Raw genomic sequence first — 17,000 nt, 5'->3', positions numbered from 1 at the left:
CTTGGTAGATCACTGTCCGTTACTGATACTCAGCGTACCTGATACGCTGAGTATCGTGAACACGTTACAAGGAGAGTCTGGGGCGCTGGCGCCCTCATCAGCGTCCGGCCGCACCGGCGCCGCATCCGACGACACGGAAGCCCTCAGCGTCGCAACCGTTGATGGGCGTTCGGCGAGGTGGGATGCCCACCGTGAGGAACGGCGTCGTACGTTGATTAAGGCCGCACGCCGGGCCATTCACCAGCTTGGCGCCGATGCTTCGATGGAGGATATTGCCGCCAACGCCGGCACCTCAAAATCGGTTTTTTACAGGTACTTCGGCGACAAGTCGGGGCTGCGACACGCCGTCGGGACTGTGGTGATCCGGCAGATGCAGGACACGATCGCCGCGGCCCGGCAGGGTGCAAGCGAGCCACGAGAGGGAGTGACGGCCATGGTCATCGCCTATCTGCAGATGGCCCAGACTTCACCCAACGTCTACTTCTTCGCCACCTTACCCACCGACGGCGACACCCGGCCGTCGGGGGAATTGAGCGGCTTCTTCGACTCAGTGACAGCCATGATCACCGAGCCGATGCAGCTGTTGGTGGGCGATCCGGCCTCGCCACTGATGGGCTATTGGCCCACAGCGGCCATCGGATTGGTCCGCACGGCCGGCGAATTGTGGCTCCAGACCCCGGAAGGTCCAGGCAAGCCAGTAGCCGACGCCATGGCAGAACAAATTTCAGCGTGGCTTTTCGACGGCGTGGGACAGCTCATCTCCCCCGCCGCGCCACAACAATCAGCAACCGCAGCAGAAGGAAAATCATGATTGATGTAATGACACCCGCTTCTTCGGCAACTCACGACGACGGCGCCGTGGTTGACGTGGCAGCGCTCGGCGAAGTGTTGCTTGGCCAGTGGGCACAGGTTCGTTTGGCCGCCCGCAAACTGGCAGGAAATCCTGACCTTCACAAGGTTGAAGGCCTGAGCCATACCGAGCACCGCGAACGGGTCTTCAAGCAGCTGGGGATCCTGGTTGAGCAGGACGGAGTGCACAGGGCCTTTCCCACCCGCCTTGGCGGAAGCGACGACCATGGTGGCAATGTTGCCGGGTTTGAGGAACTGGTCATCGCCGATCCGTCCCTGCAAATCAAGGGCGGGGTCCAGTGGGGGCTTTTTGGTTCGGCCGTCATGCACCTGGGCAACGAAGAGCACCAGAACAAGTGGCTGCCTGGCATCATGAACCTGGAGATCCCGGGCAGCTTCGCCATGACCGAAATTGGGCATGGTTCCGATGTTGCCTCGATTGCCACCACCGCCACCTTTGACGCCGCCACCGACGAGTTTGTCATCAACACCCCCTTCAGGGCTGCTTGGAAGGAATTCCTGGGCAATGCGGCAGTTCACGGTGTGGCCGCGGTGGTGTTTGCGCAGCTGATCACCAAGGGCGTCAACCATGGCGTGCATGCGTTCTACGTAGATCTGCGCAATCCCGCCACGATGGAGTTCCTGCCCGGAATTCAGGGCCTGGATGACAACATCAAGGGTGGCTTGAACGGGATCGACAACGGCCGTTTGGCCTTCGATCACGTACGCGTTCCCCGCACGAATCTACTCAACCGCTATGGTGACGTGGCAGCCGACGGGACCTACAGCTCTCCCATCGCCAGCCCGGGCCGCCGGTTCTTCACCATGCTGGGCACCTTGGTGCAGGGCCGTGTCTCCTTGAACGGGGCGGCCGTGGCGGCCTCCAAGGTGGCACTGGCAATTGCTATCCAGTACGCCACCGAACGCCGCCAATTCAACGCGGCCTCGGATACTGAGGAAGTGGTGCTGCTGGACTACCAGCGCCATCAGCGACGTCTGCTGCCGCTCCTGGCCACCACCTATGCAGCCGCGTTTGCCCACGAAGAACTGCTCCTCAAGTTCGACGACGTGTTCTCCGGAAAGCATGACACGGACGAGGACCGCCAAGACTTGGAAACTCTTGCGGCCGCATTGAAGTCCCTGAGCACCTGGCATGTTCTTGACACGCTTCAGGAATGCCGTGAGGCTTGCGGCGGCGCTGGGTTCATGGTGGAAAACCGCTTCACCTCGCTGCGTGCGGATCTTGATGTGTATGTGACCTTCGAAGGCGACAACACGGTATTGCTGCAACTGGTGGCCAAGCGTCTGCTCGCTGACTACAGCAAGGAGTTCCGCAACCTTGACTTTGGTATCCTGGCTCGCTTTGTCGCCGGCCAGGCAGCTGACCTGACGCTGCACAAAACAGGCCTGCGCCAAGTGGCCCAGTTTGTTGCCGATTCAGGTTCCGCGCAAAAGTCCGCCAAGGCACTCAGGGATGAGGACACCCAGCGCCAGATGCTGGCCGATCGGGTGCAGACCATGGTGGCCGATGTTGCTGCAGCACTGAAGGAAGCCGCAAAACTGCCCAAGGAGCAGGGGGCAGCTGTTTTCAACGATCACCAGAACGAACTCATTGAAGCCGCCCGCGCCCATGCTGAACTGCTTCAGTGGGAGGCGTTCACGAATGCCTTGGCCCGTACTTCTGATGCCGGAACCAAGAAGGTCTTGACGCGTCTGCGTGACTTGTTCGGTCTCTCATTGATCGAGAAGCACCTGGACTGGTACTTGATGAACGGCCGCATCTCCATGCAAAGGGCCCGCACCTTGTCCCCCTACATCAACCGCGTGTTGGCCAAGCTGCGTCCACACGCCCTGGACTTGGTGGATGCTTTTGGCTACGGCCCCGAACACCTGCGCGCCACGATTGCCACGGGGATTGAACGTGAGCGTCAGGACGAGGCCCGTGACTACTACCGCACGCTGCGGGCCGGCTCCGAGGGTCCCATCGATGAGAAAGTGCTCCTTCAGAAGGCAAAGCTGACGTCCAAGGCTTAGTCTTCTGCTCCTTTCATAGCCCGACGGCGGCGCCCCACTTTTCTGGGGCGCCGCCGTCGGAGTTTGGCTGTGCCTAACAGCCGACACCGTTGGGGTTTTCAAAGCAATTATCTGCGTAGAGGTGGGTTTCGGCGCGCCAGACTGTCAGGGCCAGGGGTGCTGACGGGATGTTGCCTTGGCCCGGGATCGGCAGATTGGGTCCACCGTTGACAGTGTAGGTGCCGTCGAAGTGGGTGGTGACGGCGATGCTGAGCCGGCCGGTCTCCGTGTAGACATGACTTGTTTGGGTTTGTTCACCGATTCTGTCTTCATGCAGGCGTGCACCATGGTGGGGCGTGGGCCCCCAAAGGGTTCCGTCACCGTAGTTCCAGGTGTAGGCCACAGGTGTGGCGGTGATGGTGACCTTCTGGCCGAGCATTGTCAGGTTGAACGTTTGTGTCGATGCTTCGGCATAGACGTTGGTTTCCTTGCCCCGCAGTGTGTGGGGTCCTGGTTGGCTGCCGATCGTGGCGGCCGCGACAGGTGTGCGCTGGAATTCGCGGGCAATTTGGGCCGCGATTTCGGCAAGGATGTCGCGAGGTTTCTCGCCATAGACGCACTCGGGGCCGGAGCTAAAGCTCCAAACGGGTGGACTGAGCGCCTTGAGAGCGTGGTACCAGTACACGGCTGTACCTTCGGGCGTCGCTGCGCAAAGTGGCATGACCAACGCGCACTCTGGAAATGTGATGCTGTCACCCGAGGTGCAGGCGACTCGAGCTTCATAAATGTACGGATCACTGGGACCGCTGGAAGGCACCTGGCCATACTGGTTTTCGCTACCGGGGATTGGCGTCCATTTTTCAGTGTCGATTCCCGAATCATGCCATTCAGCCGTAGGCGGATCATCTTCTGCGGCGTAGGAAGCGTTATGTCCAACTGAAAGGACTAGAACGGAGGATATGAGTACCGGGAAGAACCAGGAATCGCGAATGCGCCTCCGTCTCATGGTTCACTGCCTGAAACGTGTTCGACAGTTTCTGCTGTCCAGCGACCGTCTTCATACCGTCCGACCAAAATGTCAGCAACTGAAGTCTTAACACCTTTGTCTTCAGCCAGTGACTCATCAGCGCGGTAGAACATGACATTCTGTTGCCTAACCATGGCAATGACTTGGAACGTACCATCGTCAACCATCTCGAAGGATGAGACCGCTGATAGGACGTGCATCTGTCCGCCAACAATCCACCGCCCCTCTGAATTCCAAGGCACAACTGTCTTCTTCATTGCCTCACATGTGCGGCATCCGGGGTCGCTAATGGCCATCATGGGTGCGGGGTCGCCCGTTTCGAAGGCATAGCCGAGGGTGGAGTACCAGTACTCGGCAAAGGCGATGAGGCCTTCTTTACTGAACTCTTTGGCTTTCGCCGGCAGCACGGGCACGGGCACGTTCTGGGCCGCGCCATTTGCTGTGGCCGGTTTGTAGGCAGCAACAGGACTAGGTGCAGGCGTTGTGCTAGTGGGAGTGATGGCCGAGGTCTCAGTAGCACCGCTAGTTCTTCCGGGCGGAGTGGTTGCACTGGTACCAGGCGGTGATGGGCTGCACGCACTAAGAACCAATAGCCCACTAAGAAGCATGCCAACAAGGCTGCGGCGCGAGAAGAAGGCTGCCTGCCGAAAGCGGTTCGTGCCACGTTGGCTGGCCGGGGCATAGAGCCTAGGAGAGTTACTCTCGGATTCCAAATGCCCTGCGCAAAGCGTTGATCTTTTAGCTGCTGTGTGGCTGTCCTTCATCGCCGGCCCCTGCTGTGAGTGCTGAGTAGGCAGGCAACGTAGCCGTTGACGTCACTGCCCGGTGGCTTGGTACTAAGGTACACGCCTCGAGGAGGACGTGCCAGAAGTTATCCACAATCCAGCTGACGAACTGCACCCGCGAGGGAATCAGCCTCGTCTGGTGGAGATCGCAGCGTTTGTTAGTGCACAGGCAGACCCAGCTCAGTACTTACCCACAAGAAGCGGTCCGTCGCGGTGAATGTCAGTGCCTCGCATTAGAATATATGTATGGAAACAACGGCAAGGGTGCCGGGTAATTCGGCCTCAGGAGCAAGAGAACCTCGGGTTGGTGAACACATACACCAACTCCTCAACCTTGCCAGCGCCATCATCAAAGCAGCCACCATCAGCGCCCCTGACCCTGACGCTGACGCTGACGACACTTCCACTTCTGGTGGTCGTGGAGGCGATCGCCACTTGCCATCACCTTTTGGCCTGAATGTCGGGTCTTTGAGTGACACCGAATGTGTTCAGTGGGCGCGGGATCTAGAGCGCCTGGGTCGATTTCAGCAGGCGTTAACTGTGCAGGTCACTGGAGAATTGGCAGAACGGGTTGCAGCTGACCGATTCTCACAGTCCGGCTTTCATTCACCCGTGGCATTGTTGGTGCAGTCGGTGAGGGTCAGTGCAGTTGAAGCTCGTCGCAGGATCCGTTTGAGTGAAACGCTCCTTCCGCTTCGGGACAACCTCACCGGAGTGGTGACCCCAGCGCTGCAGCCAGTGGTGGGCAAAGCGTTTTTCAAGGCGGAGCTCTCCGCAGACCACGCACTGATGATCGCGAATTTTGTTGAAGAAGCCCAGGGCCTTGCGAAGGCGGGGCTGATCACCGATGAGCGTTCGCTTGAGGTTCAAAGCAGTCTGGTCGCCACAGGGCGCGAAGCGGACCCCGACTTTCTACGGCACGCTGGCAATCGCATCATGGCGCATCTGGATCCCGACGGACAAAAGCCCACTGAAGGGGACCTGATCTCAAAACAAGGTTTGTTCTTCCGTAGCCCACGTCGTGGGCTGATTCACTTCGACGGTCATTTGAGCATCGAGCAATACGAGCACCTCATGGCCGCCATAGGAACCGCTACCAACCCGAACAAGCACGGGATCATCAATCCCACCGATGAACGGAACCACGAGTCGCTGCAGGCAGACGATCCCGATGCGGGGCAGGATGCTGTTTATGAGCAGTTGAGCGGGATTATGGCGTTTTTTGAGTCCGCACCCCAACCGTCCACATCACCATCACCATCACCATCAGGGCAGCACGGAGTACCGAATGAACCACAGGAGTCCACCGGGCAGCAGAAACCACCGGAACGCTCACAGTCGACAGCACCGTCAAACGAAACGGCTCCAGAAACTGACCGGCAGGACCCATCCGCGGAGAACGATAGCGGCTATGAAAGCGGTGGACTCGGCGACGTAGACCACGAGGAGGACCCATGGATAGTTGACGGGGTGCAAGTTCCCCACCCTGGCACGTGGGAGGAGTTGGAAGGACTGGACCCCATTGACCCGGAAAGCTCCGACCCGGCGGTCAAGGATCATCGCACCCGCGCACAGAAGTTGCTCGATGGGCTCATTGACTGTGTGAAACTTGCCGCACGGAGCGGGAAACTGCCACTTAACGGTGGGCTGAAGACACAACTGATCATCACAACAAGCGAGGAAGACATCAACCGTCGTGACGGTACCGGAACTGCGTTCACGCCCTACAGCGGCCCAGTACCCTTGCATCTGTTCGAGCAATCACTCTGCGATCCCGACGTCACTCACCTCTACCTAGGCGAAGGACAAAACATCCTCAACGTAGGCCGCACCCAACGACTCTTCACCTCGGCCCAGCGGAAAATACTCTTCGCACGAGACCTTGGCTGCTCGTTCCCTGACTGCACCATCCCGGCCCACTGGACCGAAGCCCACCACATCATCCCCTGGCAAAACGGGGGCGAAACCAACATCGACAATGCGGCCTTGCTCTGCAGCTACCATCATGCACTCCTGCACCGCAGCGCGTGGACAGTGACGCTCAAGAACGGTACCCCCTACTTCACGGCGCCATATCTCATCGACCCCAGCCAGACCCCGCGCCGCAACAACTTCCATCACGGGCTCATCCCCACGCAGTCCATGAATGGCCCGAAATCACAAACTGCGACTGCCCCGAGCAGCCGGAATAGTAGCGAGAACACGGTGAATGCGCCGATCCCGGACGCAGCGAAGGCCCCGAGCAATGGATCGGGGCCCTCACCAAAACAAAAACAGGAACAGACACAGAAACGGACCTCTGATGTCAGCGGTTGAGCTACTTCTGTGGAAGAACGCTCCGGTAGACATCGAGCGTTTGTTCCACAATCGAGTCCCAGGAGAAATGATCCTGGGCGCGCTGGCGGCCCTTCTCCCCCATGGCACGGGCTCGGGCGGGGTCGTTGACCACTTCAATCATGGCCGCCGCAAAGTCAGCAATGAACTTCTCAGCATCCAACGGGGTACCTGTCCCGTCGCTGACCTGCTCCAGCGGAACCAGCAATCCGGTCTCGCCGTGGGCAACAACTTCGGGAATTCCACCGGTGGCGCTGGCAACAACAGCGGCACCGCACGCCATGGCTTCCAGATTCACGATCCCCAGAGGCTCATAGATGGAGGGGCAGGCAAAGACGGTTGCATGACTGAGGACCTGAGCCAGCTCAGCGCGGGGCAACATCCGCTCGATGACGATGACACCATCACGTTGAGCCTTCAGGCCTTCAATAAGGGCGTTGACCTCGGCCCCAAGTGCCGGCGTATCCGCGGCGCCAGCGCACAGCACCAGCTGGACGTCCGGAGGCAAGGCGGCCGCAGCCTTCAACAGGTACGGGACTCCCTTCTGGCGAGTAACCCGTCCAACCCAGACAACGCTGGGGCGGTTCGGATCAATGCCAAGGGAACGGACGACGTCGTCCTTCTCATCACGCTGCCAGGTGGCCACGTCAATGCCATTGTGAATGACCTTCACCTTGGCGGGGTCCACCTCGGGGTAGCTGCGCAGGATGTCCTGGCGCATACCCTCGGAGACGGCAATGATTGCCGCGGCCGCTTCATATGCCGTCTTTTCGACCCACGACGAAACGGCGTAACCGCCACCCAACTGCTCGGCCTTCCACGGCCGCAACGGCTCCAAACTGTGGGCGCTCAGGACGTGCGGAATGCCGTGCAGCAGGGCCGCAATGTGACCGGCCATGTTGGCGTACCAGGTATGCGAGTGCACCAGATCCGAACCGGCGATTGCAGGAATTACCTGCAAATCAACGCCCAAAGTCTGAATAGTTGCGTTGGCGCCGGCTAGTTCTGGCAAGTCTGAATAGGAGGTAACGGTTGCACCGTGGAAGTCAGCGTCGCGTTCTTTGCCAAAAGCATGAACACGAAGATCCACCTTTTCTGCGAGAACGCGGCTGAGTTCGGCAACGTGCACACCAGCCCCTCCGTATATTTCGGGCGGAAACTCTTTTGTCACAATATCTATACGCACATACTCAAGGTAGTCGGTGCGGACGAAATTGTTCTAGTGTGAAGTTGTTGTGAACCTAATGGGGAGCAGTTAAGTGCACCATTGATGCTGTGGGAGGTTGGATCATGTCAGTTAAGAAGGTTCTTGCGATCGTTTTGGCAGGCGGTGAGGGGAAGAGGTTGATGCCCTTGACAGCCGACCGCGCCAAGCCAGCCGTACCCTTTGCGGGTTTTCGCTTGGTTGATTTCGCCTTGTCGAACCTGGCAAATTCCGGCTATTTGAAGATTGTTGTATTGACACAGTACAAGTCGCATAGTTTGGATCGTCATATTTCTGAAACCTGGCGCATGGCGACGCAACTGGGCAACTATGTCGCCTCCGTGCCAGCGCAGCAACGTCGCGGCAAGAGCTGGTTCTTGGGCAGTGCGAACGCCATTTACCAGTCCTTGAACCTCATCGGCGACGCCGAACCGGACATTGTTGTTGTGGTGGGCGCAGACCACGTTTACCGCATGGACTTTGAACAGATGGTTCAGAGCCATATTAAGTCAGGTGCCCGCGCCACAGTCGCCGCAGTGCGCCAGCCCCTAGAGTATGCCGATCAATTCGGCGTCATTGAAATTGACAATGCCGAAGTCCCGGGTGCCATCGGTGCCCACAAGATTTCCGCCTTTGTGGAGAAGCCGGAGTCCACGCCGGGCCTTCCGGATACGCCCGATCAGTTCCTTGCCTCGATGGGCAACTACGTTTTCGACGCCGATGCCCTCATTGAGGCCCTGGAACAGGATGCCGCCAAGAAGGACACCAAGAATGACATGGGCGGGGATATCATCCCCTACTTTGTGGACCGTGACGAAGCCTTTGTTTATGACTTCTCCACCAATGACATTCCAGATGCCACGGACCGGGACAGGAACTACTGGCGTGATGTGGGAACCATTGACTCCTACTATGACGCACACATGGACCTGATCTCCCCGCTGCCCATCTTCAACTTGTACAACCGTGCCTGGCCAATCTACACACGCAGTACCGTTTCCCCGCCCGCCAAGTTTGTTCGGGGCGAGCGCAATTCGGTAGGAACCGCTTTGGATTCCATTGTGGCTCCGGGCGTCGTGGTCACCGGTGGCGTGGTAGAAAACTCGGTGTTGTCCAATGATGTTTTTGTTGGCCCTGGAGCCCGCGTCCAAGACTCAGTGTTGATGGACAAAGTCATTGTGGGTTCGGGCGCCGTCGTACGCCGGGCCATCATTGACAAGAACGTCAAGATCCCGGCCGGAGCTACCATCGGCGTGGACCCCGAATTGGACAAGGCACGGGGCTTCGTCATCACCGATTCTGGTCTCACAGTATTGAGCAAGGGCCAGCTGGTGCCAGCACCGGATGAGGCTGAACGGGCTCTTGCCCTAGCTGCCGCAGCCGAAATACCTGAAGCACTTGCACTGGCTGTGGGTCACGACTTGGTATCCCAGGAAACCGTGGATCTGGTGGTCAAAAACCAGGTCGATGCGATTGGGTCGGTGACCTCGGTACAAGAGGCTAAAATTATGGGGTGACTGCCCCAGACTTAACACCCGAAGAAATCCAGAATTGTCTTAGAGTTTTGGAGAACATCCACGTCTATGACGAAGAACATCCCGACTATGTCTTGGTTCGCCGAGCCACCGGAAAGATGTTCAAGGCAGTCAAACGGTACCGTCGCACGGTAAAGCGTGACGCCGTCAACGACGCCGACAAGGCGGTTCTTGCAAAGACTGCCACTGCGGCGCCAGACCGCATAGATGATGAGACTCGCGGTAACAAGCTCAAGGCTTCTACCACTGGCAATACGGCGGGGACGCTCTTGCGTCCCCGCCCCTGCTACATCTGCAAGCAGCCCTACACGCAGGTTGACGCTTTCTATCACCAGCTCTGTCCAGAATGTGCGGCCTTCAACCATTCAAAGCGTGATGCCCGCACAGACTTGGCTGGCAAAAGCGCGCTGCTGACAGGTGGCCGGGCGAAGATCGGCATGTACATTGCGTTGCGACTGCTTCGCGACGGCGCCCACACCACCATCACCACTCGATTCCCCAAGGATGCCGCGCGTCGATTCTCCGCGATGGAGGACAGCGGCGAATGGATCCACCGTCTGCGCATTGTGGGCATCGACCTCCGCGACCCCACCCAAGTGGTGGCGTTGACAGACTCCCTCAACGAGGCAGGTCCGCTGGACATCATCATCAACAATGCTGCCCAGACTGTGCGCCGCTCCGGGAACGCGTACAAGCCGTTGGTGGACGCCGAACTTGAAGATCTACCCACCGACACCCCCATGCCTGAGCTGGTCACGTTCGGCCACGCCCATGACAAGCACCCGCTGGCGTTGGCCACCCAAATGATGGAGCACCCGCAGCTTGCCGGTGACGAGATTGCTGCGCTGGCGCTGTCCATGGGTTCGGCGTCGTTGGACCGCATTGCGGCAGGCACCGCCATCGACGCCGGCGGCCTAGTCCCGGATGTGGCCACGATGAACAGCTGGACGCAGGTGGTCGATCAGGTGGATCCCCTCGAAATGCTGGAGGTGCAGCTCTGCAACGTAACTGCGCCGTTCTTGCTGGTCTCGAGGCTTCGCCCGGCCATGAAGGCCTCCACGGCCCACCGCAAGTACATTGTGAACGTCTCCGCCATGGAGGGCCAGTTTTCCCGCGCGTACAAGGGCCCCGGGCATCCGCACACCAACATGGCCAAGGCGGCCCTGAACATGCTCACCCGCACCAGCGCCAAGGAAATGTTGGATTCAGACAGCATTCTAATGACGGCTGTGGACACTGGCTGGATCACTGACGAACGCCCGCACTTCACCAAGGTGCGCTTGGCCGAGGAAGGATTCCATGCGCCGCTGGACTTGGTGGACGGCGCCGCCCGAGTTTACGATCCGATCGTGATGGGCGAATCCGGTGAGGACCAGTACGGGGTATTCCTCAAAGATTACAAGCCGAGTCCGTGGTAGATGGCGGCGAAGACGCTGGTAGCAACAACGCACGTGAAGAGGGCGACGACCCAGGCGTAGGTGGCTTGCTGTCAGCCATCCGCAAGCTCTCCCCCGGGTTGGCCGTGGCCCTCTTAGCGGTGGGCGTCTCCTTGCTGGTTCACGCCTTTGTGCCGATGCTGCCCGCCATGACCATCGCCGTCGTCCTGGGAATTGCGGCAGTCAACATTCCGGGGACATCAAGCCTTTGCCAAGGACCGTGGCGCGCGGGCCTGAATTTTGCGGGCAAACACCTCATGCGCGTGGGCATCATCTTTCTGGGGCTCAAGCTCAGCCTCGGCGACATTGTGAACCTTGGCTGGTTCAGTGTCCTGCTGGTGGCGTGCGTCGTCCTGCTCAGTTTTGCCGGCACGTTTGCCTTGGGGAAACTCTTCAGGCTCGACGGCGATGCGCCGCTGCTGATTGCCACAGGCTTCTCCATCTGTGGCGCCTCCGCCATTGGGGCCATGGCCGCGGTCAAGTGCACCAGGCACGAAGACACGGTGTTGCCCGTGGCACTTGTGACACTGTGCGGCACGCTGGCCATCGGGGTTTTGCCGCTGCTGATGGGCCCGCTGGGACTCGATGCCTTGCAGTTTGGCCAGTGGGTGGGTGCGGGTGTTCACGACGTCGGCCAGGTTGTGGCGACAGCCCAGACGGCCGGCGCCGTTGCCCTGAGCGCTGCCGTCGTCATCAAATTGACGCGCGTGATTCTGCTGGCGCCAATTGTGGGGGTGGCTGGCGTGCTGGAACGCAAACGCCACACACGCGCCTTGGCCGCCCAGCAGGCTCAGAGCCTTCAGAATGGGCAGGCGATGGTGGCCCCGCGGTTCCCGCCGATTGTGCCGCTTTTTGTCATCGGCTTCCTGCTCATGGCAGGGCTGCGCTCCACCGGGTGGTTGTCTCATGAGGTGATCGAAGCCGGCGCCCTGGCCCAAGACATAGCACTTGGCGCGGCGCTCTTTGGCCTGGGTTCCAGCGTGCGGGTGAGTGAATTGTTGGACACGGGTCTGCGTGCCACCGTCATGGCCTTGTGCGCATGGGTTCTCATTGGCACCTTGGCGTTTGGGGCCGTTCACCTCATGGCAGTTTGAGAACAGCACCCTGCTGAGGGCACCGTGACGGCGATCGCATGATTGAATGGCAAGGTGTTGAACTCCAATTTAGGACGCAGCGAAGCGGCCGCCCGTAAGTCACAGCTAAACGTCCATCGCTACGATGTGCACCTTGACCTGAGCCAGGTGCAAGACCTGAGCGTGCGGGGGTTCCCCACCCGCAGCACTATCACCTTTGCAGCCAGCGGCCCCAACGGCACCTTCCTGGACTTCCTGGGTCTGGAGGTGAAGTCTGTGACCCTCAATGGCGAGAGTTTAGACCTTGAGGAAGTCGTTGACGGCGCCCGGATTCAGCTGCCGCGCTTGGCTCCCGAAAATGAAGTCACCGTCGACGCGGTGGCAGCGTACTCCACGAGCGGGGAGGGGCTGCACCGTTTTGTCGATCCAGCCGACGGGCAGGTTTATACGTACACGCAGTTTGAACCGGCCGACGCCCGCAGGGTCTTTGCCAACTTTGAGCAACCAGATCTAAAAGCGCCCTTCACGTTTCACGTTGTTGCACCCACGGCGTGGCAGGTGGCCTCCAACCAGAGCGTTGTGAACCAGGAGCAGCTGGGCGTCAACAGTGCAGGTGCCACGCTCACCAGCCGCTGGGACTTTGCGCCAACGGTGCCCATCTCCACCTACATCACCACTGTGCTGGCGGGTCCGTATTTCAAGGCGGAGGATCACTTCTCGATGGTTTTCGGGCCGGAGAGCACCCATGCGGGGCAGCAATTGGACATCCCGCTGGCAGCATATTGCCGGGCCTCCCTTGCCCCACACTTTGATGCAGCAGAGATTTTTTTGGTCACCAAGGCGGGGCTGAAGTACTTCAACGAACTCTTTGACTACCCCTACCCCTTCGGCAAGTACGATCAGGCCTTCGTGCCGGAATACAATCTTGGCGCCATGGAGAATCCTGGCCTGGTGACGTTCACCGAAACGTATCTGCACTCATCCCGCGCCACGGACACCGCCTATCAACAGCGGGCCAACACCATCATGCACGAGATGGCGCATATGTGGTTTGGGGATCTTGTCACCATGAGCTGGTGGGATGATCTGTGGCTGAAGGAATCCTTGGCTGACTTCATGGGCCACTTGGCCGTCGCCGACGCCACAGCGTGGGGGCCGAAGTCGTGGATCCTGTTCGCCAGCCGTCGGAAGTCGTGGGCCTATGCGCAGGACCAGCTCCCCACCACTCACCCCATAGCGGCGGACATCCCCGATGTGGAAGCTGCCAAGGCAAACTTTGACGGCATCACCTACGCCAAGGGCGCATCTGTCCTGAAGCAACTGGTGGCCTATGTTGGTCAGGACGCGTTCATCGCCGGCGCACGCGAGTACTTCCTCACCCATGCGTACTCCAACACCTCGCTGCAGGATCTGCTGCGGCCCCTGAGCGCTGCCTCGGGCCGGGATCTGAGCTCCTGGGCCGGGCAGTGGCTGCAAACCTCCGGCATGTCGACGCTGACGCCACTCGTGGCGACCGACCAGGGCAAGGTCACCTCCTTCACCATTGCGCAGCAGGCCGTGGACCCAGTGACCGGGCACAGTGTCCTGCGTCCACACAGGCTGGCCGTCGGCTTCTTCTACGATGACGGCGGGACCTTGGCCCGCGGGCATTCGTTTACCCTCGATGTGGTGGGCGAGGTGACGGAGGTCGGTGCCGCCGTCGGGCTGCCCGCCCCGGCCCTGATCTTGCTCAATGACCAAGACCTCAGCTACGCCAAGGTCAGGTTCGACGCCGGATCCCTCACCACCGCACTGGCCTCCGCCGGGTCGGTCAGCGATCCGCTGGCCCGCAGCCTGGTGTGGTCTGCGCTGTGGAATACGACTCGTGACGCTCTCCTTCCGGCCACCAGCTATATTCGGGCAGCGGTTGAGCAAAGCGGCCATGAATCGGACATCAGCATTTTGCAGACCCTGGTGGACAATGCTTGCCACGCCCTGGCTCACTACACGTCCCCGGAACGTCATGCAGGCGCCATGGAACTCTTGGTGGCTGGCGTTTCGGATCACCTTGACGCTGCACGTCCCGGCAGTGATGAGCAGCTGGTCTGGGCGCGGGCACTGGGTGTTGTGGGACGCGGCAGTGACGCCGTTGTGGCGCACCTTAGAGATTTGTTGAACGGCGTGAAGGTCCCGGCCGGCTTGAGCATGGATGGCAATCTGCGCTGGCAGCTGTGGCAGTCTTTGGCTGCCCGAGGAGCCGCGAGCCTGGCGGAAATCGATGCGGAACTGGCCACCAACACCACTGCCGAGTTCCGGGCAGCCCATTGCACCGCCGAGGCCGCATTCCCCGATCCCGAACACAAGGACCGCCTGTGGCGTCAGGTTGTTGAGGGAACAGAACTCAGCAACGAGTTGCTCAGCGCCACCATTGCCGGGTTCACCATGTCCTCGACTGCCTCGCTGCAGCCGTTTGTGGAACCGTATTTTGCTGCCATTGAACGGGTCTGGACGGAGCGGAGCCTGGAAATTGCGGCAAGAATTGTGCGTGGGCTCTACCCCGGACGGCAGGAACTAGCTGCCGGTACGCAGCCCGTCGACCATCCTGTGGTGGTACGCACTGATGCGTGGCTGGAACAGCACACCGACGCTCCCACCGGGCTGCGCCGCATCGTGCTGGAACAACGTGACCAGCTGCTGCGCGCGCTGCGGGCACAAGCAGTTTAGCCGCGCGTGGCCTCAGGGGATCCTTTGCAGCCATTCGGCGGTGCCGAACTTGGTCTCCACCCGACGCTGCGCCTCTGCAAGTTCTTCAGCACTCAGAACTGAGGGCCGGGCGCCATAGCGCTGCGTGAAAACGCCCGTCATGACCTCGAGGATTTCTTGCCGGCTCATCCCGCTCTGCCGGCGCAGGGGGTCCACGCGCTTCTTGGCGGAGCGCGTGCCCTTGTCGGAGAGCTTTTCCTTGCCGATGCGCAGTACCTGGACCATTTTATCCGCGTCGATATCGTAGCTCATCGTGACGTGGTGCAGCATGCCGCCGTTGCTGAGCCGCTTTTGTGCTGCGCCACCAATCTTGCCAAGGTCTGTGGCTATGTCATTGATCGGAACATAGAAGGCTTGCACGCCGGTGGCTTTCAAGGCTTCCAGTACCCAGTCGTCCAAGAACTTGTAGGAGTCTTCGAAGGTGAGCCCGTCCACCAGGCTCTGTGGCAGGTAGAGCGAGTACGTGATGCAGTTCCCGGCTTCCATGAACATGGCCCCGCCGCCGCTGATCCGCCGGACCACCTTGATGCCGTGCCGTTGTACGCCGTCGGGGTCCAGTTCATTGCGCACTGACTGGAAACTGCCAATGACCACCGACGGCTCGTCCCAGTCCCAAAAACGGAGGGTGGGGTTGCGCCGGCCAGCGCCTACTGCTTCGGTGAGGACCTCATCCAGGGCAACGTTCACGGCGGTGGGCAACACTGTGGGGGCAATGATGTCCCAGTCGTGATCCAGCCAGCTGGTGGCCTTGGTCAGGGCCCTGCGCACAGCCACGGCGACTGCCCCGGCGGAGAATCCAAACAACACTGCCTCAGCCGGCAGGGCGGCCGTAATGGCATCGCTGAGCGCCGCGGCCGGTAGTTCGGCGGAGAGCCCCGTGAGCGCCGCATTGATGTCATCAAGTGCTTCGTCGGGATCCAGAAAGAAGTCCCCGCTAACGCGTACGCCGTGCAGCAGTCCGTCAACCACACTGCAATCAACGACTACTAGTTTGCCGCCATGAACCTTGTATTCGCCGTGAAGTTGAGAAACCATGCATCCATCATCTCCAGTAGTGGATTGGATGTGCAAAGTCCCGCAACCGCACCCAAAAAACTGACCCGCAGTTATGGTCGAAAATCGCGCGTAAAACGCGCTTTTTCGACCATAACTGCGGGTCAGTTGAAAAAGCTGTGGGTAAGAAGTGTTACTTCTTGCCGAAGCCCTGGAAGCGAGCGTTGAAGCGCTCAACACGGCCGGCGCTGTCCATGATGCGCTGCTTGCCCGTGTAGAACGGGTGCGACTCTGAAGAGATTTCAACATCGATGATGGGGTACGTGTTGCCGTCTTCCCATTCGATGGTCTTCTTGGACGTCGCGGTGGAGCGCGTCAGGAACTTGGTGCCGGAAGCCAAGTCGTTGAAAACGATTGCTTCGTACTTGGGGTGGGTGTTCAACTTCACGATAAACCTCAAAGTGTTATCGTCTGGTTTTTGCCAGACTGATGAATGATATGGTCACAAGGACCAGCTAGACACTTTACCGGTTCCGGCCCAAATCACCAAGCCCGCACAGCCAACTCCTCCAGGGCGCGGTTGGCATGGACATCCATATTGGTCTCACTGGCCACCTGGAAACGCAAAATCATGTCGGAGTCTACAATGAACGTGGCCCGTTTGGTGGGCAAGGTTCTTGCCAGCAGACGACGCCGGACACCAAACTGATCTGCCACCTCACCCCTTCTGTCACTGAGCAGAGGGTAGCTGAAATCGTTTGCCGTGGCGAAGGCCAGCTGTTTTGCCGTCGAATCCGTGCTGATACCCACAATCGACGCGCCGGCGGCTGCGAATTCTGTTTCCAGGTCGCGGAAACGGCACGCTTCCTGGGTGCAACCGCCGCTGCCAGCCACCGGGTAAAAGAAGATCACCACGGACCTGTCCGCGACAAGCTCAGAGAGCCTGCGCGGTGTCCCATGTTGATCCGGCAATTCGAAATCCGCTACCTTCTCACCAATCTTCATGCCT

The 17,000-nt window shown here is 59.8% G+C and carries 13 protein-coding genes; 7 read left to right on the top strand and 6 right to left on the bottom strand.

Annotated features, from left to right (window positions below; all coding sequences use genetic code 11):
* Positions 1-55: 55 nt before the first annotated feature.
* Positions 56-811: a TetR/AcrR family transcriptional regulator gene (locus ACX80E_RS02685; protein ID WP_459300283.1), complete on the top strand. Its 756-nt coding sequence runs from the start codon at positions 56-58 to the stop codon at positions 809-811.
* Positions 808-2,883 carry an acyl-CoA dehydrogenase family protein gene (locus ACX80E_RS02680; protein ID WP_459300281.1) on the top strand — a complete coding sequence of 692 codons (2,076 nt, stop codon included), beginning with the start codon at positions 808-810 and terminating at the stop codon, positions 2,881-2,883. Before ACX80E_RS02685 ends, ACX80E_RS02680 begins: the two co-directional genes overlap by 4 nt.
* 73 nt (positions 2,884-2,956) lie before the next feature.
* Here the strand turns inward: ACX80E_RS02680 and ACX80E_RS02675 are convergent, their stop codons facing one another.
* Together ACX80E_RS02675 and ACX80E_RS02670 are read right to left on the bottom strand one after the other, a co-directional pair.
* Positions 2,957-3,583: a PKD domain-containing protein gene (locus tag ACX80E_RS02675; protein WP_459300279.1), complete on the bottom strand. Its 627-nt coding sequence runs from the start codon at positions 3,581-3,583 to the stop codon at positions 2,957-2,959.
* A gap of 281 nt (positions 3,584-3,864) precedes the next feature.
* A complete protein-coding gene (locus ACX80E_RS02670) occupies positions 3,865-4,497 on the bottom strand; it encodes a DUF6318 family protein (RefSeq protein WP_459300376.1) in 633 nt (210 codons plus the stop codon).
* A 423-nt stretch (positions 4,498-4,920) separates the two neighbouring features.
* On the opposite strand from ACX80E_RS02670, the gene ACX80E_RS02665 reads away from it, so the two are divergent.
* Positions 4,921-6,990: an HNH endonuclease signature motif containing protein gene (locus ACX80E_RS02665; protein WP_459300277.1), complete on the top strand. Its 2,070-nt coding sequence runs from the start codon at positions 4,921-4,923 to the stop codon at positions 6,988-6,990.
* Between the two features lies 1 nt (position 6,991).
* Here the strand turns inward: ACX80E_RS02665 and glgA are convergent, their stop codons facing one another.
* Positions 6,992-8,194, bottom strand: coding sequence for a glycogen synthase (gene glgA, locus ACX80E_RS02660; protein ID WP_459300275.1), 1,203 nt, complete (start codon positions 8,192-8,194; stop codon positions 6,992-6,994).
* A gap of 104 nt (positions 8,195-8,298) precedes the next feature.
* Here glgA and glgC point away from each other — a divergent pair, with 104 nt between their 5' ends.
* From glgC to pepN, 4 genes are all read left to right on the top strand, one after another.
* Positions 8,299-9,729 (top strand): glucose-1-phosphate adenylyltransferase, encoded by a 1,431-nt coding sequence (glgC, locus tag ACX80E_RS02655; protein WP_459300273.1) that lies wholly within the window; start codon positions 8,299-8,301, stop codon positions 9,727-9,729.
* Complete coding sequence (locus ACX80E_RS02650; protein WP_459300271.1) at positions 9,726-11,165, top strand: SDR family NAD(P)-dependent oxidoreductase; 1,440 nt, start codon at positions 9,726-9,728, stop codon at positions 11,163-11,165. Before glgC ends, ACX80E_RS02650 begins: the two co-directional genes overlap by 4 nt.
* A 65-nt stretch (positions 11,166-11,230) precedes the next feature.
* Positions 11,231-12,277 carry a YeiH family protein gene (locus tag ACX80E_RS02645; protein ID WP_459300374.1) on the top strand — a complete coding sequence of 349 codons (1,047 nt, stop codon included), beginning with the start codon at positions 11,231-11,233 and terminating at the stop codon, positions 12,275-12,277.
* A gap of 54 nt (positions 12,278-12,331) precedes the next feature.
* Positions 12,332-14,959 carry an aminopeptidase N gene (gene pepN / locus ACX80E_RS02640; RefSeq protein WP_459300269.1) on the top strand — a complete coding sequence of 876 codons (2,628 nt, stop codon included), beginning with the start codon at positions 12,332-12,334 and terminating at the stop codon, positions 14,957-14,959.
* A 12-nt stretch (positions 14,960-14,971) separates the two neighbouring features.
* Here the strand turns inward: pepN and ACX80E_RS02635 are convergent, their stop codons facing one another.
* The 3 genes from ACX80E_RS02635 to ACX80E_RS02625 form a co-directional block, all read right to left on the bottom strand.
* Positions 14,972-16,033, bottom strand: coding sequence for a lipoate--protein ligase family protein (locus ACX80E_RS02635; RefSeq protein ID WP_459300267.1), 1,062 nt, complete (start codon positions 16,031-16,033; stop codon positions 14,972-14,974).
* A 151-nt stretch (positions 16,034-16,184) separates the two neighbouring features.
* Positions 16,185-16,439, bottom strand: coding sequence for a type B 50S ribosomal protein L31 (locus tag ACX80E_RS02630; RefSeq protein ID WP_459300265.1), 255 nt, complete (start codon positions 16,437-16,439; stop codon positions 16,185-16,187).
* Positions 16,440-16,534: 95 nt separating this feature from the next.
* On the bottom strand, positions 16,535-16,996 hold the full coding sequence (locus ACX80E_RS02625) for a peroxiredoxin (RefSeq protein ID WP_459300263.1): 462 nt from the start codon (positions 16,994-16,996) through the stop codon (positions 16,535-16,537).
* Between the last annotated feature and the right edge of the window lie 4 nt (positions 16,997-17,000).

The organism is Arthrobacter sp. TMN-49 (assembly GCF_054511095.1).
The sequence above is the reverse complement of the archived record's forward strand: the minus strand, read 5'-3'. Positions and strand labels throughout refer to the sequence as shown.